The 19,261-nt window shown below is 42.0% G+C and carries 20 protein-coding genes; 14 read left to right on the forward strand and 6 right to left on the reverse strand.

The window, feature by feature from the left end; all coding sequences use genetic code 11:
- Positions 1 to 109: 109 nt before the first annotated feature.
- From CHU92_RS06490 to CHU92_RS06510, 5 genes are all read right to left on the reverse strand, one after another.
- Positions 110 to 835 carry a DUF4369 domain-containing protein gene (locus tag CHU92_RS06490; protein ID WP_094413787.1) on the reverse strand — a complete coding sequence of 242 codons (726 nt, stop codon included), beginning with the start codon at positions 833 to 835 and terminating at the stop codon, positions 110 to 112.
- Positions 836 to 981: 146 nt separating this feature from the next.
- The gene (locus CHU92_RS06495; RefSeq protein ID WP_165764597.1) at positions 982 to 1,704 is read right to left on the reverse strand and encodes a head GIN domain-containing protein; all 723 of its coding nucleotides are present in this window, start codon (positions 1,702 to 1,704) and stop codon (positions 982 to 984) included.
- Between the two features lie 11 nt (positions 1,705 to 1,715).
- On the reverse strand, positions 1,716 to 3,410 hold the full coding sequence (locus CHU92_RS06500) for a PspC domain-containing protein (RefSeq protein ID WP_094413791.1): 1,695 nt from the start codon (positions 3,408 to 3,410) through the stop codon (positions 1,716 to 1,718).
- Between the two features lie 2 nt (positions 3,411 to 3,412).
- A complete protein-coding gene (locus CHU92_RS06505; protein ID WP_094413793.1) occupies positions 3,413 to 3,745 on the reverse strand; it encodes a PadR family transcriptional regulator in 333 nt (110 codons plus the stop codon).
- Positions 3,746 to 3,906: 161 nt separating this feature from the next.
- Positions 3,907 to 4,359, reverse strand: a complete 453-nt coding sequence (locus CHU92_RS06510) for a DUF4870 domain-containing protein (protein WP_094413795.1) — start codon at positions 4,357 to 4,359, stop codon at positions 3,907 to 3,909.
- Between the two features lie 154 nt (positions 4,360 to 4,513).
- On the opposite strand from CHU92_RS06510, the gene CHU92_RS06515 reads away from it, so the two are divergent.
- The 10 genes from CHU92_RS06515 (at position 4,514) to CHU92_RS06565 (ending at position 13,790) form a co-directional block, all read left to right on the forward strand.
- Positions 4,514 to 4,999, forward strand: a complete 486-nt coding sequence (locus tag CHU92_RS06515) for a DUF4442 domain-containing protein (protein ID WP_094413797.1) — start codon at positions 4,514 to 4,516, stop codon at positions 4,997 to 4,999.
- A gap of 75 nt (positions 5,000 to 5,074) precedes the next feature.
- Entirely contained in the window at positions 5,075 to 5,989 is a 915-nt protein-coding gene (locus tag CHU92_RS06520; protein ID WP_094413799.1) for a TIGR01777 family oxidoreductase, read from the forward strand.
- A gap of 557 nt (positions 5,990 to 6,546) precedes the next feature.
- Positions 6,547 to 7,125 carry a nucleotide exchange factor GrpE gene (locus CHU92_RS06530; protein ID WP_094413803.1) on the forward strand — a complete coding sequence of 193 codons (579 nt, stop codon included), beginning with the start codon at positions 6,547 to 6,549 and terminating at the stop codon, positions 7,123 to 7,125.
- Positions 7,126 to 7,153: 28 nt separating this feature from the next.
- Positions 7,154 to 8,278, forward strand: coding sequence for a molecular chaperone DnaJ (gene dnaJ, locus CHU92_RS06535; protein ID WP_094413805.1), 1,125 nt, complete (start codon positions 7,154 to 7,156; stop codon positions 8,276 to 8,278).
- A 179-nt stretch (positions 8,279 to 8,457) separates the two neighbouring features.
- On the forward strand, positions 8,458 to 9,387 hold the full coding sequence (locus tag CHU92_RS06540; protein ID WP_094413807.1) for an ABC transporter ATP-binding protein: 930 nt from the start codon (positions 8,458 to 8,460) through the stop codon (positions 9,385 to 9,387).
- Positions 9,384 to 10,679 (forward strand): ABC transporter permease, encoded by a 1,296-nt coding sequence (locus CHU92_RS06545; protein ID WP_094413809.1) that lies wholly within the window; start codon positions 9,384 to 9,386, stop codon positions 10,677 to 10,679. Before CHU92_RS06540 ends, CHU92_RS06545 begins: the two co-directional genes overlap by 4 nt.
- A gap of 129 nt (positions 10,680 to 10,808) precedes the next feature.
- The gene (locus CHU92_RS06550) at positions 10,809 to 11,972 is read left to right on the forward strand and encodes a sigma-54-dependent transcriptional regulator (protein ID WP_094413811.1); all 1,164 of its coding nucleotides are present in this window, start codon (positions 10,809 to 10,811) and stop codon (positions 11,970 to 11,972) included.
- A gap of 76 nt (positions 11,973 to 12,048) precedes the next feature.
- Complete coding sequence (locus CHU92_RS06555; protein WP_094413813.1) at positions 12,049 to 12,678, forward strand: DEAD/DEAH box helicase; 630 nt, start codon at positions 12,049 to 12,051, stop codon at positions 12,676 to 12,678.
- A gap of 145 nt (positions 12,679 to 12,823) precedes the next feature.
- The gene (locus CHU92_RS06560) at positions 12,824 to 13,375 is read left to right on the forward strand and encodes a hypothetical protein (protein ID WP_094413815.1); all 552 of its coding nucleotides are present in this window, start codon (positions 12,824 to 12,826) and stop codon (positions 13,373 to 13,375) included.
- A gap of 82 nt (positions 13,376 to 13,457) precedes the next feature.
- A complete protein-coding gene (locus CHU92_RS06565) occupies positions 13,458 to 13,790 on the forward strand; it encodes a response regulator (RefSeq protein WP_094413817.1) in 333 nt (110 codons plus the stop codon).
- Positions 13,791 to 13,799: 9 nt separating this feature from the next.
- Here CHU92_RS06565 and CHU92_RS06570 read toward each other — a convergent pair whose 3' ends face one another.
- The gene (locus CHU92_RS06570; RefSeq protein WP_094413819.1) at positions 13,800 to 14,681 is read right to left on the reverse strand and encodes a PPK2 family polyphosphate kinase; all 882 of its coding nucleotides are present in this window, start codon (positions 14,679 to 14,681) and stop codon (positions 13,800 to 13,802) included.
- A 75-nt stretch (positions 14,682 to 14,756) separates the two neighbouring features.
- Between CHU92_RS06570 and CHU92_RS06575 the strand changes: the two genes are divergently transcribed.
- The 4 genes from CHU92_RS06575 to CHU92_RS06590 all read left to right on the forward strand — a co-directional run bounded on the left by CHU92_RS06575 (position 14,757) and on the right by CHU92_RS06590 (position 19,212).
- The gene (locus CHU92_RS06575; RefSeq protein ID WP_094413821.1) at positions 14,757 to 15,593 is read left to right on the forward strand and encodes a DUF6929 family protein; all 837 of its coding nucleotides are present in this window, start codon (positions 14,757 to 14,759) and stop codon (positions 15,591 to 15,593) included.
- Between the two features lie 159 nt (positions 15,594 to 15,752).
- Positions 15,753 to 16,271 (forward strand): RNA polymerase sigma factor, encoded by a 519-nt coding sequence (locus tag CHU92_RS06580; protein WP_094413825.1) that lies wholly within the window; start codon positions 15,753 to 15,755, stop codon positions 16,269 to 16,271.
- Positions 16,255 to 18,813 (forward strand): vWA domain-containing protein, encoded by a 2,559-nt coding sequence (locus tag CHU92_RS06585; protein WP_165764598.1) that lies wholly within the window; start codon positions 16,255 to 16,257, stop codon positions 18,811 to 18,813. The genes CHU92_RS06580 and CHU92_RS06585 overlap by 17 nt, the downstream gene beginning before the upstream one ends.
- Before the next feature lie 15 nt (positions 18,814 to 18,828).
- Positions 18,829 to 19,212 carry an FEKKY domain-containing protein gene (locus tag CHU92_RS06590; RefSeq protein WP_094413823.1) on the forward strand — a complete coding sequence of 128 codons (384 nt, stop codon included), beginning with the start codon at positions 18,829 to 18,831 and terminating at the stop codon, positions 19,210 to 19,212.
- Positions 19,213 to 19,261: the final 49 nt, after the last annotated feature.

Genomic DNA, 19,261 nt, shown 5'->3' on the forward strand with positions numbered 1-19,261 from the left:
CTAGAGCAGCTGATTTGTAATCAGCAGGTCGTGGGTTCGAGTCCCTCTATCGGCTCAATAAAAAACCGCTTAGGAAACTAAGCGGTTTATTTTTTGCCCAATTTGAATTTTATTTTTGCCCTGACTCAGCTTTTTTTCGGTCGTTTATATGCTTGATCAGTAATTTGCCATAACGTGATTTGGCTATTTTAGGGCTCATGCTTTTGGCAACTGTGTCCAGGTATTTAATATTGGCATCATATACTTCCGAAAGTGCTATGTATGGGCCTGCCTCCCGGTTAGCATTGTTCATGGCAAAGTTAATAGTGTACAGGTATCGCCTTTTAAGCAGTTTGTCCTGTTGTGTGGCAATGCTGTCTAGCCGTGCTACGTCCCCCTGTTTTGTCGCTTCGATATTCTTTTGCAGCAAGTCCAGGTTCTGGTCAATATACCGCTTTTTGCCTTTTAAGAAATCTTCGTATATCTTATGGTTTTCAGAGCCTGTAACTTTTGCCTTTAGGTAAAATGCATCAATAGTACTCTCAATCCTCATTTTACCGGGTTCCGCAAAAAAAGGCAGGTTATTGTCAACAGATTTTGTCTGCCCCCTGTCAAGGAAAAGGAACAGCATTTCAGGTGAGTCAATTTTTACATGGCTTTCAAAAGCTGATTTTCCGTTTATGGCTATAGTGTCAAGATTTACAAGGCTGGTGTCAACTATACGCTGTACATACAATTTTCCCTGTTTCAGCCCTTTAATATTGCCGGTAATATGCAGGTTGGCATCACCGTGCCCGGTTTCATTACAGGCAACCAGCGCGGCAACAGCGCAAAATGCCACTAATATTTTCTTCATAAATTTTAATTTCCGCAAAGTAATAAAAAATATGCCAACGCAGCCACTGCAAAATAAAATGGCTGCATCGTTTGCCAGTCATGTTTGCAAGATTTTCTTCCGGCCATCATTGCGTTGCGGGCAGGGTGCTTTCTTTTCTATGATTATTAGTCCTGCGCCACATCGCCGCCGGAAGATACTTTTTTGCTGAGTTTTTCGGGCGTTGATGCATACAATACTTTGGAACCGCTTGACGCTTCGGCAACAAGTTCTTTTGAGGCGTTAACATATATCCTCGCACCGCTTGATGCTTCTGCCTTTACGCTTTTTGCTGCCAGTCCTTTTGCGCTGATAACACTCCCTCCTGATGCGTCTACGTTCAGCCTCCCTGTTTTTCCGTGTATCTTTATATTGCTGCCGCTGCCGCTCTCACAGTTAACACTTACTGCATCTACACTGATTTCAATCATACTTCCACCACCGCCATCAAGGTCAATATTATCTGCTTTTATGATATTCTTACCTTCAACAGAAACTCCCCCCTCAGATGCTATTCCTTTTATCAAAGGAAGCTGCACAATTACTTTTTTTGCTTCGGCATTATCTATGTCGGCATCCGTGCTGATAAAAAGAGTATTGCCTTTAAGTTCTGTTTTGATATGCTGGTGCAGGTTTTCGTCTGCTTCTACCGTAACAGATGTCTGGCTGCTTTGCTCAATGACTATATCCAGCCCGCCTTCGGCAGAAATACTGTTGAAACCTGTTAGCGGCCTGGTTTTAGTTACTACATTGCCGGTGCCTTCAATCTTTCTATACCCACATGATGATACCAGCAATGCCAGCGTTGCAGTAATAATAATTTTTATTGTGTAAATTAAAATTTTAAGCATATACATAAGTTTTAGTTCGCAGATGTTGCTTTAATCTTGAGGCTGTCTTTGCTTATTTTTATATCAACATTTTCAGTACGGCTCCCTGTTACGTTGATAGTTTCTCCCCCTGGCCCTGAACCTTCACGTTTATTTTCAGGATCTTCCAGGCTGCAGTTAAGGCACTTAACTCCTGTATCTTCCATACGGTATGTGTATTTATCCGAATTGAACCACAGGTCAAAAAAGCTATTGTCAGTTTCGTCATACAACTGTACACTGCTGTCAGGTTTAAAATAGGTGCCGTTAGGCAGGTACAGGTATATTTCCACCCTCTGGTTACGGTATTTGTTTTTTATGTCGGAGAGCAGGTAATTATCTAATATCAGCCTGTTCCCTTCAATCTTAAATCCATAATTTATTTTTTCCGCTCTTTGTCTTGCTTCATCCATTGTGCTTCCTAAAGCCAGTTTTTCAACCTGTATATAAGGAGAAGTCCCATCGGTCTTCATCACGTAGAATGAAACGCTGTTGGAGTAGAGGATATGATTCCCGGTGGAGTCCTGTGTAAAACGTACTTCTGTTTTACGGTCTACATCCTTGCTAAAATAATCATTATTCCTGAAATTTATGTAAAGTGTATCATTTTGCGCAAGGTTAATAACCTCTTTGCGGATTGTTTTACTTTCAGAACTTACTTCTGATGCCTGGCGCATCCCGATGTATATCAATGAAGCAACAGACAGTATCCAGATTCCCAGGAAAGTATATCCCGTAATGCTTCCTATAGGGCGCAGGTTATTCACCAGTATTTTAAGGCCAAGCATAAAGAGGAAGAATATAGGTATGGCTATCGCACAAAAACCGGCTATGCCTACAATCCATAAGGGTGTATCTGTATAATTGAATATATTCATGTACGGGTACCAGGTAGCTTCTGTCATTGTAGATGAAAAAAGGAGTACAAAAAGTCCAATAACCATACTGCCCAGGGTAATGGCTGATAATATAACTATAAATGCGCCAACTACTTTGGCAATGGCTTTAAAAATAAATGAAAACACATCGCCTATAGTATTTCCTATTTTTTCGGCGCCATTTCTGGCGGTTGTCCCCAGTTTATTATAATCTACATTATTCAGTTTTTCTGAAATGCCACTTATCTCTTCGCGGACTTTTTTTTCAATGTTAGAAATATTTATCGGCTCGCCGGTCATTTCCAGTTTTTCTGTTGTGGTGATAGCCTTGGGGATCAGTATCCACAGCAGGATGTAAACAAATACGCTTGTACCAAAGGAAAGCAGTAATGATAAGATAAATATTATACGTATCCATAGCGGGTCTATCCTGAAATAATGTGCTATACCGGCACAAACACCCGCAATCATTCCTCTGTCGCCATCGCGGTAAAACTTTTTGACAGTAATGTATCCTGTATTGAAGCTGCCGGCGGCGGCTGCTTCTTCATCTATCCGGTAATCTTCAGGCTGCCCCATCACGGCAATAACCTCGTCAATTTCCCGTAAGCCTACCACCTGTTTGTCATTTTTTAATTTTTCGAGGAGGAGTTCCGCTATCCGGCCTTCTATATCGTTCATTATTTCATCTTTCCCATCAGGTGAAAGCGATCTTTTTATAGCGTCAAAATAGCGGTTAAGCTTTTGGTAGGCATCTTCGTCTATATGGAAAAATAAACCTCCTAAATTTATACTAACTGTTTTGTTCATGGCTATGTGTTTTGGCTTGTTATAATATTTACTGCATCAGACAATTCTGTCCAGGTGATGCTTAATTCTTTTAAAAAATCTTTACCTTCTTCAGTAAGGCCGTAGTATTTACGTGGTGGCCCTGAAGTTGACTCTTCCCAGCGGTAGCTTAGGAAACCATCGTTTTTTAACCTTGTGAGGAGGGGATAAACTGTCCCTTCCACCACAAGCATCCTCGCGTTTTTCAGTGTGTCAAGTATCTCAGATGTGTAGGCATCTTTTTCTTTCAGCACTGATAATATGCAGAACTCCAATACGCCTTTGCGCATTTGGGCTTTAGTGTTTTCAATATTCATAGATCGTCATGATTTTTAATTAAACTGCATCTTACCGTCTTTTCTTCCCCCCTGCCGGCTGTAGGCTCTTTAAGGCTGGAGTGTAGCACTGTTGTTTTCATTTTTACTGTCGTTTTTGATTGATGATTGATGATTGATGATTGATGATTGATGATTGATGTCTATTTTATAAAGCTGATTGTCAGCGGAAAATTAAAATCCTGCCCGTTACTGTTCTTAACTGCTGCATAAAGTATAAGGCAAAATTCAAAAATCTTAAGCATTATAAATACTATTGTTGCAGTTATGCCTATAACCAACAAGCCTGAGATATTACCGGCTTTAAGCTCTTCTGTTATAAATCCTTTACCGCTGCCATAACTAAAAGTAGTGGTGCTGAATAAAGAATATAGAAAAAGCGGTACCGCTACAGCGCCAAGCACCAACATGTACAGTAGCATGCTTAGCTGGAAATTAATGGCCTGTTTGCCATTATAATCCACAAAAGCGGATTCATTCTTCCTGAAGCTCCAAATAAATAATGGAAAGATATAGTTGCCCAAAGGAAAAAAATACTGGGTAAGTGCGCTTAGCTGTAGCAGTGTCGCTGTATTTCTATTAGCTGTTGTTTCCATAGTAGGTGTTATTATCTATTAATATTCTATGCAAATATATGTTTAAAAAAAGGTATTATGCAATACAAAGTACTATTATTTAACATATTTTTAACATTTATAAATTGTTATGCGTGACTAATATTTATTTACATTAGCAGTAAATAAGGGTATTATGAACATCACGCCGTTAAAAATTAATACTATGCTTTTTTTTAAAGTACCGGCCGCTTTTTGGTGTGGTGTCAGGGCCAGTAGTATTGTACCCGGCAGCTGTTCTGTTACGGTAAAACACCGCTGGATTAACCAAAACCCCTTCCGGTCAATTTATTTTGCGGTTCAGGCCATGGCTGCTGAACTTTCTACGGGAGCGCTGGTGTTGTATCACATAAAAAAAAGTGGGGAAGATATATCAATGCTGGTTGCAAGAAGCAAAAGTACGTTCACAAAAAAAGCACGTGGGCGTATAACATTTTCCTGTGCTGACGGTATGCTGGTGGCAGAAGCTTTAAGTAAGGCAAAAGAAACCCTTGAAGGCCAGACGTTCTGGATGAAATCAACCGGAGTTGATGAACAGGGAGATAAAGTTTCGGTAATGGAATTTGAATGGACGGTAAAGATTAGGAGTAATCTTCTCAATAGCCCGTTTCACCAGTTATAATTCATAAACTCTGGTTAAAGTATTCTTTTTAACAAATGTTTACATAAATTGTAATTACATTTGACAAAAACAACCATGAGGGTACTTATAACCGGTGCTACAGGCCTTGTAGGAAGTGAATTGGTATCACTCCTTCTCAAGAATGGTATTCATATCAATTACCTTACTACTTCAAAAACCAAAATCCAGGGAGAATCAAGATATACAGGATTTTACTGGAATCCTGAAAAAGGTATTATTGACGAAGACGCCATAACTGACGTGGATGTCATTGTGCATCTGGCTGGTGCTACTATCAGTAAAAGGTGGACTAAAGCGTACAAACAGGAAATCCTGGAAAGCAGGGTGCTGTCAACCGGGGTACTCGCAAACCTGCTCAGGAACAAGCAGCATACTGTCCGGCAGTTTGTTTCCGCTTCGGCTATTGGCATATATCCTGACAGCCTGGTAAATATTTATTCTGAAGACTTTACCGGCTATGACAATTCTTTCCTCAGCCATGTCGTACAAAACTGGGAAAAATCTGTGGACCGCATCGCACAGTCCGGCAATATTAAAGTGGCCAAGGTACGCACAGGAATTGTGCTTTCAGCCAATGGCGGCGCGCTGAAAGAAATGGCCAGGCCAGCACGTTTTGGGTTTGCGTCAGGACTTGGCAGCGGGGAACAGATACAGTCATGGATACATATACAGGACCTTGTAAACATTTATTATTTCATAATAAACAATAACTTAGAAGGGGTGTATAACGCCGTATCACCCTATCCTGTAAGCAATAATACCCTTATGGAAAATATTGCCAGGGTACTCAATAAACCGTATTTCATGCCAAATGTACCCAAGTTTATGCTGGAACTCATTTTAGGCGAGATGCACACACTGCTTCTGGCAAGCCAGAATGTAAGCGCAAAAAAAATCATTGCCCAGGGCTACCAGTTCCGGTACCTGTCATTAGACAAAGCCCTTCAGGACACATTACAGGACAAATAGTTGTTCATTACCCATAATTTTCACCCGGCCGGCCACTATAGCTGCCAGGTAAGCCGCTACCCATCAGGAACTTAATTGTCGTTTTATACGGAGCAGCAGGCTAATCGCCTTTTTGGCTACACCTGTCCCGCTGTCGCTATATCTCCCCGCCGCGAAAGCAGGCGGCGGGGAGGATGCCGCTTCCATCGGGGCTAGTCCAGGTCGGCAGTGCATCCCGGCAGCCTTATCCGGGCGCTGTAGTTCCTGTTGACTAAAATATTTAAATAAAATCTGTGACAATTTGACATTATAACACTTTTGGCAATACTTTTGCAACTTTATAGTAGAAGTATAACTATAAATGTTTTAAGACTTAAAATATATGAGCCGGGAAAATTCAGAGAAAGTAGANTCCAGGTCGGCAGTGCATCCCGGCAGCCTTATCCGGGCGCTGTAGTTCCTGTTGACTAAAATATTTAAATAAAATCTGTGACAATTTGACATTATAACACTTTTGGCAATACTTTTGCAACTTTATAGTAGAAGTATAACTATAAATGTTTTAAGACTTAAAATATATGAGCCGGGAAAATTCAGAGAAAGTAGAAAAAGAAGTAATACAGGATAATGCCGCCGCCGAAACTGGCACGGCAGCAGCAGCTAATAACAGTGACACCGAAGCCGGTATACCTTCTGCCGAAAACCTGACCGAAGAAGAAAAACTAAAAGAAGAACTGGCTAAGGAAAAAGATAAGTTCCTCCGCCTGTTCGCTGAATTTGAAAATTACAAAAAACGGACATCAAAAGAGCGGCTGGAATTATTTAAGACGGCAAACCAGGAAGTTTTGCAGGCCCTGCTGCCCGTCATGGATGATTTTGACAGGGCGCTGGCGCAGATCGCAGGTGCAGGCGATGAGGTGCTGCTCAAAGGTGTGGAGCTGATACATAATAAACTTAAAGATACTTTAAAATCTAAAGGGCTTGAAGAAGTGGAACTTAAGGCTGGTGATGCTTTTAATGCAGATTTTGCCGAAGCTATTACACAAATCCCGGCACCAACAGATGAACTCAAAGGCAAGATTGTGGATGTCGTGGAAAAAGGTTACAAACTCGGCGATAAAATAATCCGTTTCCCTAAAGTAGTTATCGGGAACTAAGCACTATGCCTCATTTAATATATAACTAATGAAAAGAGATTATTACGAAATACTGGGTATTGATAAGAGTGCTACGCCGGAGCAGGTAAAAAAAGCCTATCGTAAAAAAGCCATTGAATACCACCCTGACAAAAACCCGGGCGACAAGGCTGCCGAAGAAAATTTTAAACTCGCAGCCGAGGCGTACGAGGTATTAAGCGACCCGGATAAAAAAGCACGCTATGACCAGTATGGCCATGCAGCCTTTGAAGGGCCTTCCGGATTTGGAGGCGGTGGAATGAACATGGATGATATATTCAGCCAGTTTGGCGATATATTCGGCAGCGCATTTGGCGGTGGCTTTAGTGGCGGCTTCGGTGGTTTTGGCGGCAGCGGCCAGCGCAGGATGAAAGGCAGTAACCTCCGTATTAAAGTAAAACTAACCCTTGATGAAGTGGCCAATGGTGTGGAAAAAAAGGTAAAGGTAAAAAGGAAAGTCCAGGCCAGGGGTGTCACCTACAAAACCTGTAGTACCTGTGGCGGCACCGGACAGGTTATGAAAGTTACCAATACAATACTGGGCCGTATGCAGACATCGTCAACCTGCCATGTTTGCGGCGGTACAGGCCAGATAATTGAATCAAGGCCCCACCAGGCCGATGCTCAGGGCATGATAATGGAAGATGAAACCGTATCTATCAAAATACCGGCAGGCGTAGCCGATGGCATGCAGCTTAAGGTTTCCGGCAAAGGTAACGATGCGCCGGGCAGCAACAGCATACCGGGTGACCTTATTGTAGCCATCGAGGAAATAGAGCATGACACCCTGAAGCGCGAAGGCGAAAACCTGCACATGGACCTTTATATAAGCGTTGCGGAGGCAGCCCTTGGGGTATCAAAAGATATTGAAACTGTTAACGGCAAAGTAAGGATAAAACTTGAAGAAGGCATACAAAGCGGCAAGATACTAAGGCTTAAAGGTAAAGGAATACCCAGCCTTAACAGCTATGGTAACGGCGATTTGCTGGTACACGTAAACGTTTGGACACCTAAAAACCTTACCAAGGAGCAGCGCCAGTTCTTTGAGAAATCCCTTACAGATGAAAATTTTGTCCCGCACCCTGAAAAAGGCGATAAATCTTTTTTTGAAAAAGTTAAGGATATGTTTTCATAATTTAAGAAATTATTATATATTTGGATTCACTAGATACCTAGTGAATTTTTCTTTTTCATAGCAATTTTTCCCATCCTTTCCGCAAGTTAAGGATGGGTTTTTTTTACCGGCGCAACCTATTATATTTGCCGGTAACAATAAGGCACAAAATGCTACTTATGTACGGTAAACAATAACAAATGGCATCACCAATACTTGAAGTTAAAAACGTTGTTAAGCAATATGGTAATTATACGGCGCTTAACAGTGTATCCCTGCAGGTTCCCCATGGCAGCATTTATGGGCTGCTGGGGCCAAATGGGGCCGGGAAAACCTCCCTCATCCGTATCATCAACCAGATCACCATGCCCGACAGCGGCGAAGTATTGCTTGACGGCGAAAAACTTAATCCTTCCCATATTTCGCATATAGGCTATATGCCCGAAGAGCGTGGCCTTTATAAAACAATGAAGGTAGGGGAGCAGGCACTTTACTTAGCCCAGCTTAAAGGCCTTAGCAAAGCAGAAGCCAGGAAACAGCTGCAATACTGGTTTGAGAAGCTAGAAATACAGGGATGGTGGAATAAAAAGATACAGGAGTTGTCTAAAGGTATGGCACAAAAGATACAGTTTGTGGTTACAGTGCTCCACCAGCCAAAGCTGCTGATACTTGATGAGCCTTTCAGTGGTTTTGACCCTGTAAATGCCAACATCATAAAAGATGAGATACTTGCACTGCGTGATAAAGGCACCACCGTAATCTTTTCTACGCACCGCATGGAGAGCGTGGAAGATATGTGTGATTATATTGCACTTATAAACAAATCAGACAAGCTTATTGAAGGCCCGCTGCAGGAAGTTAAAAAACAATACAGGAGCAATACCTTTGAAGTGGGTATTGTGCCTGTAAATATTGAGCAGTTATTTGCCGGTATTGCCAACAGGTACACAACAAAACAGGCCAGTTTTAAAACGCTTGATGATGAACTGAAACTGGAAGTAACACTGCCGGAGGGAGCCACTTCAAGAGAGTTGCTGCAAACATTGCTGCAGTATGGTGATGTTACCTATTTTGTAGAAAAAATACCGAGTGTTAATGATATTTTTATTCAAACTGTAAGCAAAAGATAATGAGCCTTTCCTTAATTATAAAAAGAGAATTTAATGCCAAGGTGCGCAACAAGTCGTTTATAGTCATGACTTTCCTGAGCCCTTTGTTGTTTGTGGCTATGGGCGTAATTATTGGCTACCTTGCCAGCCTTAATAACAGCGACCTTGTAAAAGTTGCCATACATGATAAGGGCAGCTTGCTGAAAGCCGACCTTAAAAATGATGACCACCGCAAATTCATAGACCTATCGGCCATGCCGCTTGACGCTGCAAAAAAAACAGCATCAGAGGAAGAGTATGAAGGTATAATATATGTACCGCAGGTTGACAGCCTTTCAAAACTTTCTACTGATGTAGAGTTCATTTCCAATGAATCGCCAAGCCTTGAGCTTGTTGAGGATATTGAAAGCGTTATAAACGATAAGGTTACTAAAAGTAACCTCAAAACCCTTGGGTTTGATTATGATAAGATTGAAAAAGCAAAGGCTGATGCTAAAGTGCACCTGAGCAAATTCTCCGGTGAGGAAACCGTAAAAGAAGCCGCCTACATAAAGATGGCTGTAGGAGGGCTTGCCGGCTATTTCATCATGATGTTCGTTATCATATACGGCAACCTGGTTATGCGCAGCGTTATAGAAGAGAAAACCAACCGTATTATTGAAATTATAGTATCATCAGTAAAGCCTTTCAGGCTTATGATGGGAAAAATTATTGGGACTTCGCTGGCCGGCATCCTGCAGTTTGCAATATGGGCCCTGTTGGGCACAGTACTCATTGTTGTGCTCAGCACGCTGCTTGATGTGCAGATGGGAGGTGCCGCTGGTGCAGTACAGGCCGCGCCCGCAGCTTCAGATAATGTAGCAACGGTTTTACTGGTAGAGTTGCTTAAACTGCCATTGCTTACCATCGTATTGTCATTCGTCGTTTACTTTATTGGCGGTTTCTTCCTGTACAGCTCATTTTATGCTGCCATTGGCGCCGCGGTTGACAGCGAAACCGATTCACAGCAATTCCTCCTGCCTATCATACTGCCTTTAATGCTGGCTGTATATGTTGGGTTTTTTACCGTAATAAATGACCCTCACGGCACAGTGGCCACAGTATTTTCCATGATACCGCTTACATCGCCCATTGTAATGCTTATGCGTATTCCTTTTGGGGTGCCCCTGTGGCAGTTGGTCCTCTCGATAAGCCTGCTGTTTGCTACATTTTTTGGGGTAGTATGGTTTGCGGCTAAAATATACCGTATCGGTATTCTTATGTATGGTAAGAAACCAACTTATAAAGAAATCTTTAAGTGGCTGAAGTATTAAGCCCCCTATCCCCCAAAGGGGGAAATAAAAGTTAAAAGAAGTTTAGTTTGTTTGCAAGGCAGCTTTCTAACCAATAACTTTAAGAGCCTGAAAATCTATAAATCTAATAATCTGACAATCTAATAAAAGATGCCTAAGATATTAATTATTGAAGACGAAGCCGCTATCCGCCGTGTATTGACCAAAATACTTGCCGAGGAGAATGATACCTATATTGTAGAAGAGGCCGAAGACGGGCAGCAGGGCCTTGAAAAGATAAAGAACGACGATTATGACCTGGTACTGTGCGATATTAAAATGCCCAAGCTGGATGGTGTAGAGGTGCTGGAAACTGTAAAGAAACTAAAACCTGAAATCCCTTTTGTAATGATATCAGGCCATGGTGACCTTGAAACTGCCATAAATACTATGCGCCTGGGAGCATTTGATTATATTTCAAAACCACCGGACCTTAACCGCCTGCTTAATACAGTACGCAACGCGCTGGACCGCAAAACACTTGTTGTTGAAAACAAGATGCTGAAAAAGAAAGTCAGCAAAAATTACCAGATGGTAGGCGAGAGCGAACCTATAAACCATATTAAAAGCATAATTGAAAAGGTAGCCCCTACAGATGCGCGTGTTTTGATAACTGGGCCAAATGGCACGGGTAAAGAGCTTGTGGCACACTGGCTGCATGAAAAAAGCGAACGGGCTTCAGCGCCTTTTATTGAGGTGAATTGTGCCGCCATACCTTCGGAACTTATTGAGAGCGAATTGTTCGGCCATGTTAAAGGCGCCTTTACAAGTGCTGTAAAGGACAGGGCAGGAAAATTTGAAGCGGCAGATAAAGGCACCATATTTCTTGATGAGATAGGGGACATGAGCCTGCCGGCCCAGGCCAAAGTATTGCGTGCGCTGCAGGAAAACATGATTCAGCGTGTGGGCGCCGAAAAAGATATAAGGGTAGATGTGCGCGTCATTGCAGCAACAAACAAGGACCTTAAAAAGGAAATAGCAGAAGGCCGTTTCCGGGAGGACCTATACCACCGCCTTGCTGTTATACTTATAAAAGTACCCGCACTTAATGACCGGAGGGATGATATTCCGCTGCTGGTGTCACATTTTGCTGAAAAAATTGCAGGCGAACAGGGTACTGCCCCTAAAAGATTTTCGGAAGAAGCTATAAACCTGCTTAAAGAATATGACTGGACAGGCAACATACGAGAACTGCGGAATGTGGTTGAAAGGCTGATAATTTTGGGAGGTGCCGAAATTTCGGAGAGCGATGTAAGGCTTTTTGCCAGTAAATAAATTTATTGATACAAATTTCTCCTGTCGCTGATAAAAAAAATAGTGCCAAAGAATTTTTTATCGTAACCATGTTTAAATGAAATTAAAAAAAATCAATCCCGGCCTTGCCAAAGCCCTTGAGGAAGCCGGCCTCACTAAGCCTACCGGGCTGCAGGAAGAAAGTTTCGGGACCATAAAAAGCGGGGCTGACTGTGTGCTGGCCGCCGATGCCTCACAGGGCAAGACCACCACTATTGTAATACACGTTATACAGCGCCTGGAGAAAGCGCTGGAGCAGTCGCCAAGGGTGCTCATACTTGTAAAAGATAAGGCAAAGGTACTTGAGATGCAGGAGCTTTTCCGGAAATACGGCACCTATACGGATCTCAGGGTGTATGGTGTATATGAGCAGGCTGATATGGATTATGATAAGAACCAGATATCAGTAGGCATTGATGTACTTGTAGGCACACCGGTAAGGCTTAATGAGATGTTTGGCTCCGCAGGTTTTGATGTGAACCGCCTGAAAATGTTTATTGTGGATGATACCGAAATATTGCTTAAAAACAGGCTTGAACCTAAGATAGCCCGGCTTAGCAACAGCATTTCACGAACCCAGCGGCTGTTTTTTACTGATATTATTACGGAACGCGTAGAACTGTTGGCTGATAAGCTGATGGCTGAACCGCTTTTTCTTGAAATGGACGATGAGGATACTGATGCCTGATGCGCTAAATTTCAATAATTCGATTATTTTATTTTTAGATGCCCTAAATTTAAATTTTATTACAAATTGTTTAACAAAGCTTTACAATTATTAGTAAAAGTATTACGGTAATTTTACTTTACTAAACTAATAATTTGAGGAAATCATGAAAAAGCTACAGTTAAAAAAGGTATTGTTATGGGCGGTATTAATAACAGGTTTTGCAGGTTCAGCACAGGATATTACCGGGTCGCCCAGCCGGGAGTTAAATAATTTTCCGCAAGTGTTCAGGCTGGGGTTTGGGCTTAATCTTGGGCTTCCCGTAGATGATGAATTTGATGCGTACACTTTTGCCGTTGGTGGTGATGTAAGGCTTCAGTATGATTTTACAAGCAAGGCATCAATAACACTAACTACCGGTTACCAGCACTTTTTTGGCGATAATTATGAAGTAGCGGGGCAGGAGTTTGATGCTGAAGACCTTGGTTTTATACCGGTTAAGGCAGGATTCAAATATTTTGTGTGGGAAGACCGTTTTTACCTTTTGGGTGAGGCGGGCGCAGGATTTGCCGTAACTACCGACGAAACATCATTTTTATGGTCGCCGGGAATAGGCTATGCCAATAATTTTATAGATATAAGCCTCAGGTATGAAGGATCAAATGATTTCAATACTGACCAGGTGGCACTGCGCTTTGCATACGGATTTAAGCTATAGCACCGTTCATCGAAACTAACCCTGAGAGCCTGCAGCACAATAACTGCAGGTTTTTTTATATTTGCAGCCAAACCCCTTATTTATGCAATTATTTATTATTGACTGGAGCAGGGAAAAAACTACCCCCTTAATTGACTACTGCAAAAAAACCAGGCATAAGGTATTAGGCGCCGAGCTTTTGGACGGCGCCGAAGCCTACAGGAAAACCGGCAGCCACAGGCCTGATGCTATTGTTATAAATTATGCCGTGAAGCCTTCACATGGCAGGGCAGCGGCATCCGAAATTAAAAAACGCAAGGCAACTTCCGAAATACCTATTTATTTTATTGGCGGAACCGAAGATGATAATGAGAAAGTAAGCCATCTTGGCATTTGTCTTTCCGAAGAAGAGTTCAGGGACTTTCTGGATGAATAAGTTTGCGTTTTAGGCTTCATTCTGTAACATTTCCCGATAAGCCGAAATATTTTCCATGACTTCTTCGTTAACTTCCGGCTCTTTAATATCATCATACCCGCATAGCGCATCCAGTATAATCTTTGCCACAATGTAGCGGGCAGTCTCTTTATTATCGGCAGGGATTATGTACCACGGTGCATAGGGCTTTGAAGTCTTGCTTATCGCCTCGCTGTAATAGTCCTGATATTTGTCCCACAGCTGCCGCTCTTCCAGGTCAGAAGGTGTAAATTTCCAGTTATGCTTAGTTTTGTTCAGCCTTCGCAATAAACGTTGCCTTTGCTCTTCTTTGCCGAGGTGCAGGAAAAATTTAAATATGATAGTGCCGTTAGCACTGATGTGCTTCTCAAAGTTATTGATCTGTTCATAGCGTTCCTGCCAGATGGTTTCCGGTATCTCCTCAACCGATGTTATCCCCGGCAGGTTTTCGTTCAGCAGCAGTTCAGGATGTACACGGGTTACCAGCACATTTTCATAATGCGACCGGTTAAATACGGCAAACTTGCCTTTTTCGGGCAGGGCGATATAGTGCCGCCAGAGATAATCATGCTCCAGATCTGATGAAGTGGGGGTTTTAAAACTGTGGACAATGACACCACGGGCATTGAACCTGCTGAATACTTCGCGGATAAGGCTGTCTTTACCGGATGTATCCATGCCCTGCAGGCATACCAGCACGCTGTAGCGGTTATTGGCATACATCCTGTCCTGTATCTTGCTCAGTTTTTTGGTTACTTTTTTTATTGCTTCAGATTTCCGGCTTTCAGAAGCTTCAAGGTCGGTCAGGGTAGGATAACTGCTCAGGTGGAACGGCCCGGTAATTTTAAAATCGTCAGAGTTTATTGCCTTCATGGTAAAATACTTTATCTTTATCTATAAATGTAAGAATTTATACAATACACCGTTTTCACTGAAAATATTAAGATTATGCAAAAGTTCAGGCTCGAATTGCTTTTAAAGGTTATAGGTATTGGCTCAGCTTCGGGCTTGTTTTTTGGCAACGGCTCCCTCTTTATTATTTCAGACAACAGCAATATGCTTTATGACTATAATATGACTACCAACAGGCTGGAGAAAATACCTTTATCAGCGGCCGCGCCTCTTGAGAATATCATAAAGAAAGATAAGCCCGATCTTGAAGCCATAGCAGTATGCCATGACGAACTCTACCTTTTTGGCTCGGGCTCCACAAATAAGAGGAATAGCATATATATAATAGATGTTAGGACTAAGCAGGTAAAAGAAACAATTGACGCTACTGACCTTTACCTGGGTATGCAGGAGTTTGGCGAAACAGATGCTGAAAACTTTAACATTGAAGCCGCAGTATATAACGAAAGTACCTGGTACCTGTTTAACAGGGGCAACGGCCCAAAGGGCAAAAATGGTGTTTATACCATAACCGGCAATATTAAAGACGGCAGCTACCAGATGCTGTACAATGATGTGAAACTGCCTAAAATAAAGGGTGCGCGCGCCAGCTTTACCGATGCGGTAAAAGTGGGCAATAAAATCTACTTTTTGGCAGCAGCCGAAAAATCAAACTCTACGTATCATGACGGTGAAGTGGCAGGTACATTATTAGGATCATTAAACCCCGAGACCATGAAAGTGGAGCGTACACAGGTAATTTCTACAAAAAATAAGTTTGAAGGCATTACACTTTATAAAGAAACTGCCGAAACTATAGCATTCCTGCTTTGTGAGGATGCTGACTCTGATATACAGGAGTCGGACATTTATACCCTGACGATCAATAAATAGAATCCGGTCACAGTCGCAGTTTTCAGATATAAACCAAAAGCTGCGACTGAACACTGAAAACTTTTTTCCTTCTTCCCAACCTTTTATGCTTTTTTGTGCTCTATATAAGCAAAGAGACAAATTGTGATAGACGAAAAACTCATATCAGCATGCAGGAAAATGCACCGCGACTCGCAGAGGAAGGTGTATGAGCTATTGGCTCCTAAATTGTACCATACCTGCAAAAGGTACCTGAAAGCAGAGGAAGAGATAGAAGAGGCAGTGGCCGATGCCTTTTATACCATCTTTACAAAACTTGACCAACTGAAAGAAACGAAAGCCTTTGAAGCCTGGGCCCGCAAAATTGCGGTAAACCAGTGCCTGCTGAGCCTGAAACGTAATGTAAACTTCAATATTTATATTGAAGACATGAGCTACAGCGCGGAGCCTTCGCAACCCCAAACGGCCGGGCTTGAGGAGGAAGACCTGCTGCACCTGCTCACGTACCTGCCTGAAGGCTGCAGAACCGTGTTTAACCTGTATGCCATTGAAGGCTATTCGCATAAAGAAATAGCCGCCATGCTGAACATTAGCGAGGGAACTTCCAAATCACAATTAAATGTCTCGCGCACCAAGTTAAAGGAATTAGTAAACAATGTTTATTACCAAAACGAGAACAGTCATGGAAAATCAAGATAAAATATACAAGGAATTCAGGGACGCTTCGGAAAAGGCCGAAGCAAGAGGTTTTGAACGCATGGAGGCGGTATGGAACCGTGTAGAGGAGAAACTGGACGAGAAAAAGAAACGCCGTCCGATCATCTATTGGAAATATGCCGGTGTGGCCGCTTTATTGCTGCTTTGCCTGACTGTCGGGACATTCATATTCAGGAGTGAAAGGCAGCCTGTTGCCCCAACGGTAATGCCTGATAACAATATTACCGTTATTGATACCCAAAAAGTAAAAGAGGCTTTTAGTCCTGAAAGAGCAAGGCAGCAAGAGGTTGTTGTGAATGAAGAGGTGAAGCCTTTATATAATAGGCTTTCAGGTCAACAAGAAGATAGTATAGCTTTTTCTTCAAAAACCAAAAAAGATGCATTTCGTAATATTGACGAAAAGTATATGTTATCTTCACCATCTTCATCAGAAAATCATTCTTTTGGTTATCTTGAAGAGGCTATAATAGAATCAGCTGTAAATAAGTCAGTTAGTGCAACTGCTGAAACTATACAAGACCGCGCAAATGCACTTGCAATTCAATCATTACAGGGGCAGCTTCCGGGGCTTAAAATAGGTACAGGTTCCGCACAGCCAGGTAATAAAAAGAGTGTACCGGGTGGCAGTCCGGTTGCCAGTCAAAATCAAATCACGAGGGTTTTTACTCCCCAATCAGACAGTGGCGAATTCAAAGTTGGTGTCAAAGTAAACAGAGAAGATAAGACTACTGAACAGTCATTAAAAGATAAAGGAACCAGCCTTACTAACAGCCAGGATGAAAATACTATTGTGCTTAGAGGTGTGGGTACTATTGATTTAAACGTAAAGCCTTTATTGATAGTAGACGGAATTCCTGTAGATGAAGATAATTTCAGGGGTATTAATCCTAATACTGTAAAAGACATAAAAATCGTAAAAGATACACAGGCGACATCAATTTATGGCAGTAGGGGAGTTAACGGCGTGGTGGTTATTAATACCAAGATGACCCGTAAAGAACGAAAAAGGCTCAGGAAGCGGATGAACAGTATAAATAAAATACAGCAGCTGTTCAATCCCGGACATGTAGAATTTAAGGGAAAATCGCCTGAAACTCATCCTAAAATACCTGTTGACAACGAAGAATACGAATCTTTTGAGGAGAATAAATTTGAAAATCCTGCCACAGCGCCGCTTTCAACCTTTTCTATTGATGTGGATAATGCTTCCTATACTAATGTAAGAAGGTTCCTTAACAACGGGCAAACGGTACCTAAACATGCGGTAAGGGTTGAGGAGATGATCAACTTCTTTAAGTACCAGTACCCGCAACCAAAAGGTGATGCGCCATTCTTAATTAATACCGAGTACAGTGACGCACCGTGGAACCCTAAACACAAGCTATTAAAAATAGGCCTGAAGGGAAAAGAAATACCGTCAGCCGACTTGCCAGCCTCTAATTTCGTTTTCCTGATAGATGTATCGGGTTCTATGGAAGATGATAACAAGTTACCGCTGCTAAAACAGTCTATGAAGCTGTTAGTGAACCAAATGCGCAGGGAAGACCGTATAGCCATTGTTGTATATGCCGGTGCTGCAGGACTGGTATTGCCTTCAACAAGCGGCGCCGAAAAAGCTAAAATTATTGCTGCGCTTGATAATCTTAACGCAGGTGGCAGTACAGCCGGTGGCGCAGGTATAGAACTGGCCTACAAAACTGCACAGGAAAATTTTATAAAATCAGGCAACAACAGGGTTATACTGGCAACTGATGGCGATTTTAATGTTGGAGCATCATCTGACAAAGATATGCAGACCCTGATTGAGGAGAAACGTAAAAGCGGGGTATTCCTTACCTGCCTGGGATACGGCATGGGCAACTATAAAGATGCTAAACTTGAAATTCTGGCCGATAAAGGCAACGGCAACTACGCTTACATAGACAATATGCAGGAAGCTACACGCTTTCTGGATAAGGAGTTTAAAGGCTCAATGTATGCCATAGCCAAAGATGTTAAGATACAAATTGAGTTTAACCCTAAGCATGTACAATCCTACCGCCTTATAGGGTATGAGAACCGCAAGCTGCGCGATGAAGATTTTGTTAACGATGCTATTGATGCCGGGGAGCTCGGCAGCGGCCACACGGTTACTGCACTGTATGAAATTATACCCACAGGTATTGAAAGTGAACTGTTTCCTGTTGTGCCGCAGCTGAAATACAGCACAACGCAAACCCAAACGCAAACAGGTAATTATAATGATGAGCTGGCCACTATAAAATTCAGGCACAAAAAGCCTGATGAAGATAAGAGTAAAGAGATAGTACAGGTTATACCCAATGTGGCTGTACCGCTTCAAAAGGCTTCGGGTGACTTTAAATTTGCAGCCGCGGTGGCCTGGTTCGGGCTGAAGCTGAGGGATTCAAAACTAATCCCTATCAAAGAAACGGAAGCCATAAAGCAGTTGGCAATACAGGGGCTGCAGAATGACCCTGAAGGTTACAGGGCGGAGTTTGTAAGGCTTGTTGACATGGTTAAATAACAAAGACAGAAACTGATGAAAAAGATGATAACTTTACTGGTTATGCTATCCTTAACCATAGGCTACGCGCAGGAACGGAGTAATGATAAACCAGAGGCAATATCTTTCAGGCAAATTTCTCCTGAAAAAAAGTTTGATAATGATAGTAAGAAGAATGTTGTTACAATTTATACTCTAGGTGGGCTTAAACCTTCTAATCATGATGTTGACCAAACATTTCAAAAGAAGTTCAATGTGAACTACTACGACTTTGGTTGCCTTGCCCCCGGTAATTTAGATTATTACGAAAAGTATAATGTATTAGTATTTAATTATCTAAAAGAAAAATGGAACAATGAATGGGAAAAAGATATTAAAGACAACGCTATAGGGTTTTATAACTGGAAAAAAACGCATTAAACAAAAGAAGCCGTCTCAATACTTAAATTTTGAGACGGTTTTTTATTTG

It is taken from the genome of Flavobacterium cyanobacteriorum, from assembly GCF_002251835.1.
GTDB lineage: Bacteria > Bacteroidota > Bacteroidia > Flavobacteriales > Flavobacteriaceae > Flavobacterium > Flavobacterium cyanobacteriorum.